Annotated in this window: 8 protein-coding genes; 4 read left to right on the forward strand and 4 right to left on the reverse strand. The window is 69.0% G+C overall.

Annotated features, from left to right (window positions below; translation table 11 throughout):
* Positions 1 to 309 precede the first annotated feature (309 nt).
* Positions 310 to 996, forward strand: coding sequence for an alpha/beta hydrolase family protein (locus AC57BR_RS07865; protein WP_496359210.1), 687 nt, complete (start codon positions 310 to 312; stop codon positions 994 to 996).
* Between the two features lie 5 nt (positions 997 to 1,001).
* Here the strand turns inward: AC57BR_RS07865 and AC57BR_RS07870 are convergent, their stop codons facing one another.
* Entirely contained in the window at positions 1,002 to 3,182 is a 2,181-nt protein-coding gene (locus tag AC57BR_RS07870; protein WP_496359212.1) for an elongation factor G-like protein EF-G2, read from the reverse strand.
* A 250-nt stretch (positions 3,183 to 3,432) separates the two neighbouring features.
* Here AC57BR_RS07870 and AC57BR_RS07875 point away from each other — a divergent pair, with 250 nt between their 5' ends.
* Positions 3,433 to 5,562 carry an amylo-alpha-1,6-glucosidase gene (locus tag AC57BR_RS07875; protein WP_496359214.1) on the forward strand — a complete coding sequence of 710 codons (2,130 nt, stop codon included), beginning with the start codon at positions 3,433 to 3,435 and terminating at the stop codon, positions 5,560 to 5,562.
* A gap of 77 nt (positions 5,563 to 5,639) precedes the next feature.
* On the forward strand, positions 5,640 to 6,671 hold the full coding sequence (locus AC57BR_RS07880; RefSeq protein ID WP_496359216.1) for a glycosyltransferase family 4 protein: 1,032 nt from the start codon (positions 5,640 to 5,642) through the stop codon (positions 6,669 to 6,671).
* A gap of 32 nt (positions 6,672 to 6,703) precedes the next feature.
* Here AC57BR_RS07880 and hrpB read toward each other — a convergent pair whose 3' ends face one another.
* The 3 genes from hrpB to AC57BR_RS07895 all read right to left on the reverse strand — a co-directional run bounded on the left by hrpB (position 6,704) and on the right by AC57BR_RS07895 (position 12,106).
* Complete coding sequence (hrpB, locus tag AC57BR_RS07885; protein ID WP_496359219.1) at positions 6,704 to 9,475, reverse strand: ATP-dependent helicase HrpB; 2,772 nt, start codon at positions 9,473 to 9,475, stop codon at positions 6,704 to 6,706.
* A 101-nt stretch (positions 9,476 to 9,576) separates the two neighbouring features.
* Entirely contained in the window at positions 9,577 to 11,211 is a 1,635-nt protein-coding gene (locus AC57BR_RS07890) for an HNH endonuclease signature motif containing protein (protein ID WP_496359221.1), read from the reverse strand.
* 163 nt (positions 11,212 to 11,374) lie between these two features.
* A complete protein-coding gene (locus AC57BR_RS07895; RefSeq protein WP_496359223.1) occupies positions 11,375 to 12,106 on the reverse strand; it encodes a hypothetical protein in 732 nt (243 codons plus the stop codon).
* Between the two features lie 168 nt (positions 12,107 to 12,274).
* Here AC57BR_RS07895 and AC57BR_RS07900 point away from each other — a divergent pair, with 168 nt between their 5' ends.
* A complete protein-coding gene (locus AC57BR_RS07900) occupies positions 12,275 to 12,898 on the forward strand; it encodes a hypothetical protein (RefSeq protein WP_496359225.1) in 624 nt (207 codons plus the stop codon).
* The last annotated feature ends 37 nt before the right edge of the window (positions 12,899 to 12,935 follow it).

Here is a 12,935-nt window from a genome sequence, read left to right on the forward strand (position 1 = left end):
AGCTTCATCCAGGCTGAAGGCCGTCGTTCCGCAAAAGGCCGCGACGACCATGGCAACAACGGCTGCACTGAGCCTGCCACTGCCGACGGTAAGGGGTGCGATGGGTCGGTACACGATCATGGTGGTTCCTCCGGGCGGGTCATGATCTGTGTCCGGCGTAGCCGGCTTCTGCATCAACTGTCCGGCCCGGAGCTGGCTGGAGACTTTCGCCAGTCTGTGCCCGGGTTGTGCATCACGACACCGGCATCATGAACCAGGCATCCGTTCCGGCGTCCGGATCAGGGAGTCCCGATCAGGCATGATGGAGTCATGCCCACCGCTGACTCGCCCATCACCATTGCCGTCGGCGACGGCCACGTCTCCGGCGCCTACGCGCGGCCCGCCAGTCCGTTCGCAACGCTCGTGCTGGCCCACGGCGCCGGCGCGGGCATGGAGCATCCGTTCATGCGCGGGTTCACCGGCGCACTGAACGACGACGGCGTCGCCACCTTGCGCTTCAACTTCCCCTACCGTGAGGCGGGCCGGAAGTTCCCCGACCGGCCGCCGGCGGCGATTGCCGCCTGGCGGGCGGCGATGGCCGAAGCGGCGGCCCGGGCGGAGTCCGGCGGCGTAGCCGAGCCGGTGTGGGCGGCCGGGAAGTCGTTCGGCGGCCGGATGGCCTCCATGGCGGTGGCGGAAGGCATGGCGGCCGCCGGCCTTATCTACCTCGGCTACCCGCTGCACCCGCCGGGCAAGCCGGAGAAGCTCCGCGACGAGCACCTCTACGGGCTGGAAACCCCAATGCTGTTCCTGCAGGGAACACGCGACACCTTCGCCACCCGGGAGCTGCTCGAAGGCGTGGTTTCACGGATCGGACCGACCGCCACGCTGCAGTGGTGCGAGGGGGGCGACCACTCGTTCGCGGTCGCCGGAAACAAGCGCAGCGCCGAGGACATCGGTGCCTCGCTGGCGGCGCCGGTCGCCGCGTTCCTGCGTGCCAACAACCCCTCAGGCTAGGGACCTCAGGCGTGCGCCGCCGCCGGCGCAACGTTTCCAGGGACCGGTTCGTGCCGCAGGTAGCTGCGGCGGAACCGGCCCGTGCCGGCGGTCAGTGCCCGCAGCTGGACCGCATACCGGAGGAGCTCTCCGTCCGGGACCTCGGCGGTGACCTCCGTGGCATCCCCGCCGGACGACGTCGTGCCCGTGAGCCGGCCACGGCGTGAGGAGAGGTCGCTCATGACCGCCCCAACGTACTCGTCCGGGATGCTGATGGTGACGGCGGAGACGGGCTCCAGCAACTGAATGCGGCCGGCGGCTGCAGCCTCGCGCAGGGCCAGCGCGCCGGCAGACTGGAACGCGGCGTCTGAGGAGTCAACGCTGTGGGCCTTGCCGCCCACCAGGGTCACCCGGATGTCAACCACCGGGAACCCTGCGGAAACGCCCTTCTGCATCTGCGCCCGCACGCCCTTCTCCACCGAGCCGATGAACTGGTTCGGCACCACGCCGCCGACGGTCTTGTCCACGAACTCGAAGCCCGCCCCGCGCTCGAGCGCCTCCACCTCGATGTCGCAGATGGCGTACTGGCCGTGGCCGCCGGACTGCTTCACGTAGCGTCCGTGCCCGGCGGCGGGGGCGGCGAAGGTCTCGCGCAGCGGCGTCACCACCGGCACGGTCTGCAGCTTCACGCCCTGGTCCCGCAGCCGGTCCAGGATTACCTCGCCGTGCGCTTCACCCATGCACCACAGAATGAGCTGGTGGGTTTCCGAGTTGCGTTCCACCCGGAGGGTCGGGTCACCGGCGGCCACCTTGCCCAGGCTCTTGGCGAGAGCGTCCTCGTCGCTGCGGGTCGCGGCCTCGACAGCGACCGGCATGAGCGGTTCGGGCATGTCCCAGGCCGTGATCAGCAGCGGGGCATCCTTGGCCGACACGGTATCGCCCGTTTCAGCGCTGCCCAGCTTGGTGATGGCGCAGATGTCTCCGGCCACGGCGTACGGGACGGGCCGCAGGCTTGCCCCCATTGGGGAGTACAGGTGGGTGAGGCGCTCGTCACTGTCGTGGTCCTCGTGGCCGCGCTCCGCCAGGCCGCGGCCGCTGACGTGCACGGCTGAATCCTCCCGCAGCGTGCCGGAAAAGACGCGCACCAGGCAGACCCGTCCCAGGAACGGATCCATGGTGGTGCGCACCACCTCACCGGCCAGCGGTCCGTCGGGATCGCAGGAGAGCGGCCCGGCCGGTTCGCCGGCAAGGCCAGTCACCTCCGGCACGGCGCGCTCAAGGGGTGTCGGAAACGCCCGGGCCAGCATGTCCAGCAGCTCCGTGACCCCCAGTCCCGTCTCAGCCGACGTCGGCACGACGGGGAAGAACGATCCGCGTGCCACAGCCGTTTCGAGGTCGCCCACCAGGACGTCGGTGTCGATGTCCTCGCCTTCAAGGTAGCGGTCCATCAGCGACTCATCTTCACTCTCGGAGATGATGCCCTCGATCAGCGTGCCGCGCTCGGACTCCGCGGCGGCGCGCTCATCGGGACTCGCCTCACGGATCGTGGGCTCCGGGGATTCGCCGTCGTACTCAGAGACCTGCCCGGACAGCAGCCCCAGCAGTCCCGTGACACTGCCGTCCGTGCGGACCGGGAGGTACGCCGGCACCACCGACTGGCCAAAGGCGCGTCGGCAGGCGGCCAGGGCGGCGTCGAAATTTGCCCGCGGGTGATCAAGCCGGCTGATCACTACGGCCCGGGGGGTATCCAGCTGGGCGCACTCCGCCCACAGGGCGGTGGTGGCAGCATCGACGTCGTCCACGGCCGACACCACGAACAGTGCCGCGTCCGCAGCGCGCAGCCCGGCACGCAGCTCGCCGGTGAAGTCCCCGTAGCCCGGGGTGTCCATCAGGTTCACCTTGACGCCGTCGTAAATCAGCGGCGCCACGGAAAGCACCACGGAGCGCTGCTGGTGGATCTCGGACGGTTCCGCATCACTGACCGTGTTGCCGTCAACGATCGAGCCCTTCCGCGGGATGGTCCCGGCGGCGGCGAGCAGGGCCTCGAGCAGCATGGTCTTGCCGGCCCCGGAGTGTCCCACCAGCGCGACGTTGCGGATGCCCTCCGGCTTGTCCACCGGCGCTCCGGCCGACGCGTCCGCCCGCCGGAGATCGGAACTGCCGCGGCCTGGACCCTTGCCCCGGCCGTTTGTGCCCTTTACCGACATGACCATCTCCCGGCGTGCTAGTCGTGAGCCGCCACGCGGCCTTAGTAAGAAGATTCGACACCCAAAGCTGCTGTTCAGCAAGGGGTCCGGCCGCTCCACGCCAGTCCGACGGCGCGGCGCCGCGGCTCTCCGGAGCCGTCACGGCCGGTAGGCAATAACCCGTTGCGGCGTCATCCCGGTAGGGGGACGATGGATAACGTGGCCGCACGGGCCGGCCCATGCCATCCGACTAGTCGCCAGGGAGCGGTCGATGAGTGCGTGGAATGAAAATATCGGTGCTGGATCATCCGGACTGACAGCAGTGACGGTGGTGGAAGGCTCGTCCTTCTGCATCTCGGCCGACAGCGGGGACGTGCTTCCCGGCCAGCCGCAGGGCGCCTTTTACCAGGACACCCGGATCCTGTCCCGCTGGCAGTTAACGGTCGACGGCGTTCCTCTCGAGCCGCTGTCCGGCCAGACCCGTGAGCCCTACCGGGCGGTCTTCGTCGGCAGGCCCCGCGGGGCCAACGGAGCGGTGGAGAGCCCGCTGGTGGTGGAGCACAGCCGGCAGGTGGGGCCCGGCCTGCGTGACGACATCAAGGTCCACAACTATTCGGAACAGCCGCTGACCTGCCGGATACAGATCAGGGTGGACGCGGACCTGAGCGACCTGTTCGACGTCAAAGGCGGGAAGGTGGTGCCGTCCTCGGAGCACAGCCGAAGGGTCCGGGTGGACGCGCTGCAGATTGACGCCATGCGCAACGGCGTCCACCGCGGCGTGGTCATCAGCGCTGAGGGCGCCGCGATCTCCGAGGATGCCCTGACGTTCGACGCCGAACTGGCACCTCGCGGCTTGTGGACGGCCACCGTGCTCACCACGCCCCTGGTTGACGGCACGGGACCGGAACAGCCGTTCACCCACGAGTCGGCTCCGCACGTGGGCGCCCAGCGCTATGCCGCATGGGAAGAACATGTTCCCCGGCTGACCGTGACGGACAAGAACGTGGAGAAGGTCCTCACCCGCAGCCAGGAGGATCTGGGTGCCCTCCGGATTTTCGATCCCGACCACCCGGAGCGGGCAGCCGTGGCCGCCGGCGCCCCATGGTTCATGGCCCTGTTCGGCAGGGACTCCATCCTGTCCTCCTACATGGCGCTGCCGGTGGATCCGAAGCTGGCGGCCGGGACCCTGCAGACACTCGCCTCCCTGCAGGGCCAGAAGGTTGATCCGGACACCGAGGAAGAGCCCGGGAGGATCCTGCACGAGGTGCGGCTGGGCGTCACCGCCGGACTCGCACTCGGCGGCAGCCAGGCGTACTACGGAACCGCGGATGCGACGCCCCTGTTCGTGTCGCTGCTGGCCGAACTGGGGCGCTGGGGGCTGGCGGGCGACCTGCTGGAGTCGCTTTTGCCGCACGCGGACCGGGCCCTGGACTGGGTGGAGCATTATGGCGACCGCGACGGCGACGGCTTCGTGGAGTACCAGCGAGCCAACGAACACGGACTGTTGAACCAGGGCTGGAAGGACTCCTGGGACGGCATCAACTTCGCCGACGGCCGGATGGCGGAGGCTCCGATCGCACTGTGTGAGGTGCAGGGCTACGTCTACAGCGCCTACTTGGGACGCGCGCTGCTCGCCCAGCAGCTGGGCGACGAGGAGACCGCGACCAAGTGGAACCGCCGCGCTGCCGATATCAAGGCCGAGTTCAACGAGAAGTTCTGGCTCCCGGAGCGGGGATACTTCGCCGTGGCCCTGGACAAGGACAAGCGCCCGGTGGATGCCTGTACCTCCAACATGGGACACTGCCTCTGGGTGGGCATCGTCGACGCGGACAAGGCGCCGCTGGTGGCAGAGCGGCTCATGTCGCCGGAGATGTTCACGGGATGGGGAGTCCGGACGCTTGCCTCTGACATGGGCGCCTACAACCCCGTCAGCTACCACAACGGTTCGGTGTGGCCCCACGACACTGCGTTGATCGCCGGCGGACTCATGCGGTACGGGTTCGTCGAGGAGGCCACACGGATTGCCACGGGCCTGTTCGACGCAGCCGAGCTGTTCGACGGGCGGCTGCCGGAACTCTTCTGCGGATTCTCCCGGGACGATTTCCCCGATCCCGTGCCCTTCCCCACATCCTGCTCGCCGCAGGCCTGGGCCTCGGCGGCGCCGGTGCACCTGATGCGGACCCTTCTCCGCTTCGATCCCCTGCTTCCCCGCGAGGAGGTCTGCCTGGCCCCGGTGCTGCCCGCCGGGTTCGGCAGCTTCCGCGCCGATAACGTGCAGATGGATCATTCCCGGATCACCCTGAGCGCCACCGGTAGCGAGGGTTCCATTGAGGGCCTGCCGCAGGGCATGATCGTGCTCAACCAGCCCCGGCCGCCGCTGGAGCGGCTGATGGCACCGTAACTGTTGGTTCCACCCACAAGTGAATGGTCTCAGTAATTAATCGGTCTCAGTACATCCGGACGACAAGGGAGCTGCTGATGCGTATCGGTTTAATTGCGGGGCCTTGGTACCCGGTTCCCCCGGCCGGTTACGGAGGCATCGAACTGGTGGTCGACGCCTTGGCCAGGGGCTTCACCAGGGCGGGCCACGAGGTGCTGCTCGCCGCCGCCTCGGACAGCACCTGCCCGGTGGAACGGCTCCCCGGGATGCGTTCCTCCGAACCCGACTTCGTTGGCTTCACCTCCTCGGAGCTCAGCCACGTCATCAACGCGTATGCCGGCATGGACGGCATGGTGGAACTGGTCCATGACCACACGCTGGCCGGCCCGCTCTACCGGGGCCGTCCGGAGGGACTGCCCGTCGTGACAACGATTCACAGCGATCTGTCCCCTTCGTTCGCCGCCGTGTATGGCGCAGCCGCCCGAGACACAACCCTGATCGCCATCTCCAAAAGCCAGGTCAGCAGCGTGCTGGCGGACCGCGTTGCGGCCATCATCCCCCATGGCATGGAGGTGGCCGCCGTTCCGATAGGCCACGGACAGGGCGGTTATGCGTGTTTCCTTGGCCGGATGTGCCCCGACAAAGGCGTACTGGAGGCCATCAACGTGGCCCAACTGGCCGGAATTCCGCTGCGGATTGCCGCAAAGATGCGGGAACCCGCCGAAGTGCAGTACTACCACGATGTCGTGAAGCCGCTGCAGGGTCCGGACGTGGAGTTCCTGGGCGAGGTGGGCGGCGCAGAGAAGTATGAACTGCTCGGACAAGCCATAGCCCTGCTCAATCCCATCCAGTGGATGGAGCCGTTCGGGCTGGTGATGATCGAGGCGATGGCCACCGGCACACCCGTCGTTGCCACCCCGATGGGCTCAGCCCCGGAAATCGTTGACGACGGCGTGAGCGGCTACCTGGCTTCCTCGCCGGAAGACCTGGCGGGCCTTCTACAACGCGCGGCGGACCTGGACCGCGGGGCAGTCCGGGCACAGGCTGAAGACCGTTTCAGCACCGAACGTATGGTGGATGCCCACCTTGCCCTGTACGCCCGGCTGACCGGCGTGCCGTCCGCCCGGTAGTCAACTCGGCACCATTTGGTGCAGCGCGGTAGTCATTTCCGCGTGTTGGTCCGTGCGGTAGCCGTCGCGGTCCAAGGGTCCTCGGGCCAGGGGTGCTTGGGATAGCGGCCCCGCATCTCGGCGCGGACCTGCGCGTACGGGCCGGACCAGAAGGAGGCGAGGTCGTCGGTGACGGCCAGCGGCCGCCGGGCCGGCGACAGCAGGTGGAACTGCACCGCCACCCGTCCGCCGGCGAGCAGCGGCGTCCGGTCCCAGCCAAAGCATTCCTGGAGCTTGACGGCAACCACCGGCCTGCCGCCGTCGTCCCCGGGCGCCGGATAGTCAATCCTGACGCGGGAACCGCTGGGCACCTCCAAAAACTCCGGGGCGAGCTCGCCCAGCCGTGCGGCGTCAGGCCATGGCAGCAGCCGCCGCAGCGGCTCCGTCAGATCAATGCCGGAGGTTGCGGCCCCGCCGGCCAGCGCCTCCAGCTCCGGACCAAGCCAGTCGTCGAGCCGGGCCAGCAGCGCCTGTTCGGACATGTCCGGCCAGGGATCGCCAAGTTCCCGGTGCAGCAGGGCGAGTCGGCGGCGCAGCGCTTCTGCCGCCGTCGACCATCCGATGGCTCCCAGCCCGTGGTCCGCCAAAGCCCGGGCGACGGCGGCGCGGCCGTCACCTGCCGAGGCACGCACCGGCGTGGAGGAGAGGGATATGGCACCGAGGCGCCGCTCCCTGCGGGCCGTCACACGGCCCTGGCTGAACGTTGCCTCCACCGAGTCGAGCAGCAGGTGCGCCGCGGCGGCCTCGGCCGTGTCCGCCGTCAGCGGCGCGGCAGAGCGGATCACAGCGCCGGTCCCGGCGGCGTCCCGCCCGTCCGCCCGCGCAACCTCGGCCACGGCCAGCCACTCGTGTCCGGCAAGCGGGCTGCCGGCGGGAAGGCCGGCCCGCGTGCCGGAGGTCAGCAGATAGCGCTCCGGCCCGTCCCCGGGGACGCGGCGGGCCACCCGGTCCGGAAACGCCAGGGCTACGACCAGACCCATCTGCTCGGCCGTTCCCGCCGGCACGTCGAGCACTGGCACATCGACCGAGGGAAGCCCGACGCCGGACCCCGCCTGGCGCGCCAGGGTGTCCAGCCTCCGTGCCTCATCGGCCCACCGCCTGGATGCGGGATCCTTGCCGGAGCGGAGGGCGGACACCAGCCGGGGCAGATCGGCTCCCGTGGCGCGCTGGTCCCCGGCGACGGCGGCAACCACCTCCGCCGCCAGCCCGATACCCGCCGTCCCGGAACCAGCAGTTCCGGACCCGGCAGTCCCGGACCCGGTGCTACCGGCATGCCCTCCGCCCAGCAGCGCCGAACCGACTAGGAGGGCGCGCCCGAGGCGGGGATCGGCGGGGATGCGCGCAAGGGCTTTGCCCAAGTCCGTGGCGTGGCCGTCCTCCCCGACCGCGCCCAGCTCGCGCAGCACCTCGACGGCGTCCGCCATTGCAGCCTGCGGCGGGGCGTCAGGAAGGGCAAGCCCGCGGCCGCCGGGTGAGCCCCAGCACGCGAGGATCAGGGCTGCGCCAGTCAGGTCGGACACGGCGATCTCGGGCGTTTGGTGCGCGGGCGCTGCGCCGAGGGTCTTCTGGTCATAGCAGCGAACCACCTTCCCCGGCCCTTGCCGCGCCGCGCGTCCGGCGCGCTGTTCCGCAGAGGCCCGGGAGCAGGAGACGGTGACCAGCCCCGTCATGCCGCGGCCGGCGTCGCGGCGCGGTTCGCGGGAGAGCCCGGCGTCGACCACCAGCCTGACGCCGGGCACCGTCAACGACGATTCGGCGAGCCCCGTGGACACGATGATCCGGGCGGGTTCGCCGGGCTTGCGGCCGGACACTGCTCGGTCCTGGGCCGTGGGACTGACCTGGCCGTGCAGCTCCAGGATTTCGACGCCGGGACCCACCCGGCTGCGCAGCCGGCCGGCCACATGGGACACCTCCCACGCGCCTGGCAGGAACACCAGGGCGTCGGCGCCGGGGTCGGCGGCCAGGGCTTGCCCATATGAAGCCGCGGCGGTATCCGCCACATGGTCCAGGAAACCGCGCGTCACACCCCGTTCGTCGAGCCGCGCCACCGGTGCGGGCGCCCACACTGTTTCCAACGGGTGAAGGGCGGAAGGACAGTCAACGACGGGAGCCGGGCCGCCGCCCTGGGCCTCCCGACTTTGCTGCCCGTCGGGGTCCGCGCCGAGCAGGGCCGCGAACCGCGGCGCGTCCAGGGTGGCGGACATGGCGACGAGCATGAGGTCGGCGCGCAGCTGGCGCACCTCGGCGAGCAGGCCGAGCAGCAGATCGGTTTCCAGACCACGTTCATGGACCTCATCGAGGATGACGGCGGCAGTGCCCTCGAGGCCGGGGTCCGCCAGCAGGCGGCGCAGCAGGATGCCGGGGGTTACGAACTCGATCAGGGTGGCGGGACCGGCCTGCCGTTCGCCGCGGACGGTGTAGCCCACCCGCTCCCCCAGCTTCGTCCCGTCGAGGTTCGCAAGCCGCCGTGCGGCCGACCGTGCAGCCACCCGGCGCGGCTGGGTCACCACGATGCGTGGCTTTCCGTCGCCTCCGGCAGCCTGTGCCAGGTTCGCAACCAGCGGAGGCACCAACGTTGTCTTGCCGGTGCCAGGCGGCGCCTGCACCACCGCGGCTCCGCCGGCGCCCTGCTTTTGCAGCACGCCCGCCAGCTCCCCAAGCGACTCCGCAAAGACCAGCCCGGAGCCGATGGCCAGAAGGTTGAACGGCGCGGAATGGCCCACGGCGTCGATTGGAACGTCTTGCGGCAGGGGTGCGGAAGTCACTCTTCCATTGTGCCGGTGGCAGGCGTGGGACCTGACACGGGCAGGCTTCGACGACTGCGTGGCATGCCTGATGCGCGCCGCAGCCACGGGGCGGGTGTCTTTTAGGCTGCTGTGGATGATGCCCAATGCGGCCATGGATCCACTGGCAGTAGTGGTTCAACGCCCTCGAAAGCCATCGGGCTCTCACCAAAGTCAATGTCGTCGGGAGGCTCCGAAGATTCAGGCCAGTCCTGGTAACTGGTCAGGCGTGAGTAGCCGTCGAACACGTCGAGGCTACCTTGATCCTCTGGCCCTTTCGGAGGGTCGGGCCAGCCGGGCAGTTCCGGCCAGTCCTGGCCGGGTGGTGGTTCGGGCCAGATGGGTGGTTCCCAGTCCTGTTGTTCAGCCGGGTAGGACCGTCCCGCGGGTGAAATCCAGGCCGGCGGGCTCTCGCGGGTCGCGCCGACCGGTCGCCACCCGGTGGTGTGTTTCAGGCGGTGGTGTTTCGGGCAGGGCTGGCCGAGGTTGGCGACGCCGGTGCCGCCGCCGGCGGACCAGGCCAGGATGTGGTCGGCGTCGTTGTCCAGGGAATGGTTGTTGCAGGCGGGGAACGTGCATCGCGCGTCCCGGAGCCGGAGCCATTGGCGCATCGGTTTCGTTAATCGGTAGCTGGTGCGTCCGATCTCCAGCGGCGCCCCGTTCCGCGGGTCGATCAGCACCCGCAGGAACGATCCACCGCCGTCGGCGACGAGCCGGCGGGCCATCGACGGCGGGATCGGCCCGTACCCGTCCAGCGTGGCCGGCTCCTCGGTCTGTCCGAGCAGCGAGAACACCGGAACCGTGACCAGGATCTGAGCCCGTGGGGACGGCACTTCACCGGCCGGGGCAGAACCTGCGGGCGTGCCGTCAACCCCTTCGGCCGGGCCCAGCAGCCATGCGGAAGCGACATCCGCCCGGAGCTGGGTCAAGGTCCTGGGTTCTTCCGGGCCCTGCAGGGCCCGGGCGGCGGCGGTGGTGCGGTCCCAGATCCCGGCCGCCTGGTCGGCGGGCAGGTACGCCGAGAGCCAGGCCATGCCGTCCCGGTCCGGGACGTACTCCAGCCGCCGGTCCGCCGCACTCTTGGTGTGGCGGGTTTCGATGCTGACCGGGTGGTGCCGTTCTCGCCAATAGCGGGCCTTGGCCCGGAACCTGCCCGGTGTCAGCTCCCCGTCGGGGCAGCCTCGCGCCGGGCTGGGGACGTCGGGATCCAGGAAGTGGGCTTCCAACGCCGCGGCGGCTGCGGGATCCAGCCCATCGGTTTCATCGCACATGATGCGCCCGTGCTGCCAGGACAGCGTTCCTGACCCCATCCCGTCCAGCGTCAACGGCAAGTCAGTACTCAGCTTGGCGGATTCGGCCAGAAACCGCGCAGCCGACCCATCGCTCACGGTCAGCGCACACGCCACCGACGCAGTCACGGACATCTGCAGGGCAGATCGCTCCTGCGGCGACGCCTCCGGCGGCGCCATCGCCGACTCCGCGGCAGCGAACCCGGCCGCGAGGTGCACCTTCACGGCCGCAACCCGGGCCTCCATCCCGGAAACCTTGGTCAGGCCGTCCAGACACACATCCGCCTGATCCTGCAATGGATCCGCGCCACCCGGCTGCGCGTCCGCGCCACCCGGTCCGGGATCAGCCGCCCGGCGAAGCTCAGCAGCCAGCGAAAGAGCAGAGGCACCGATGGCCTTCAACGTCTCCACGACTGCCGCGTTATCCATACCCACAGAATGACAGAGGGCTGTGACATTTAAGGGTGGATCGCGCAGCACATGCGGGCCGGTTCGAAGAAGTTTTTTGATCCAATCGAAAACGAAAACCGGGTCGCAGCTCAGGGCGTTCCCAGCCGTGGGAACGCCCTGTTCTGCGACCCAGTTGGGGGTGCTACCTCCGGACCACGACGTCGTCGATGTAGCTGTCGCCCATCTGGCGCGGGTGCTCGGCTCCGAACTGAACCTTACTTAGGCTCGTGGCGCCGAGGGCAACCCGGTTGTTGGAGAACACCCGGGCGCCGTCGAGCCAGATCTCGATGGAGGACTTGTCGCCGTTGGCCCTGACCTGCATCTGCACATGGTGCCAGACGTTCAAGGTCATGTTCCGCACCAGAAGTTTCGTGTAGGAGAACGTCCCGTTGGAATTGGTGATCCGCAGCCAGGGAGTGCCCGTGGCGTTGTCGCGGAAGACGTCGGCGATGCGCGTGCCGCCGGAGAAGAACCGCACGTAGGGAACGTTGTTCCCACGGAGTCCGCCGGACACGATGTTGACCCAGGCGTCGGCACTGGCCCTCTGGGTGCCGGCCTCCAGGCCGTACCCCATGTTCGCCACGGACCCGATCGTATCGGTGGCCCGCAAGCGGACCGAACACGTACCGGTATGGGCCCTGGGGCTGGCAACGGCCACTGTTCCATTGCCGGATCGGGTCGCCACGAACGGCGCGATGGTATTGCCCTCAAAGGTTGTGGCGGTCAATATCTTGCCCCCAAGGTTGCTCACCGGGACTGCCGCAGCGGGACGGCCGGTGGCCGCCAGTGCGGCCTGTGATGAACCGAAAATCAGGCTGCCCGACAGCAGCAGCCCAAGGCTTCCGATTGTGCCGAGTTTCCGTAGCTCGCCCATGGCATGTCCTCACTGTTGTTCGGTTTAGTCTCCGTAGCCATCCAGCTTGCACCCCGGGCCATGATCGGCTCCGGACGTTGGGAAAAACTTGGAGCACCCTATGAGGCGCATAATGGCATCATCCACAGGCAAAACTGACGACGGCGGCCAGGGACAAGGGAGGTCCGGATGCTGAGGCTTCCGCGCATCACGGTCGAGGTTCCGGTGCTCGGCGTCGGCGCCAAACCCTCGGACTACGAACAGCTCGCCGCCTACGCGGACGGGCTGCGCAGGCCCCAGCGCCTGCACATGACCCTGCTCCACATCGGCATTTTGGAGGACTTCGCCGCCGACGTTGCCGAATGGACCAAGGGCGCCACTGACCCTGCCGCGGCCGCCGTCACAACCGCCGACTGGCTGCGCGCGCTGCCCGTGCTGGAGGGTTTCTCGGGAACAGCGGACCGGCTGGTCCTGCTGGGCGGCGGCCGCGTATCCGGACTCGAGGTGGAAGTGCCCCAGGGCGTGCGGAACTTTCAGGTCTCCCTCGTCCAGGCCCTCCATGAGCTGCTCGATGACCTGCTGGTGGACAACCCCGATGACTTCATCCTTAGCTCCCGCGCCCTGGGCTACAGGTATCCGCGGTGGCGCCCCCACGTTGCTGTGGGCAAGCCAAAGTCGCAGGGCCGCTCAGGGGAAGGCCCTCGGCGGGAACGAGGCGGCTCCTGGGAAATCCGTCCGCTCACCGTGGAGTTCGGACCGTCGCAGATCAGGAACCGGCAGTTGCTGCCGGGCCCAGGCCAAGGCCTTCCTTAGCGGATCGCCTGCCGGACGGCTGGCTTTCCCAAGTACG

Source organism: Arthrobacter sp. BGA-UO-ETr-C19 (genome assembly GCF_059568005.1).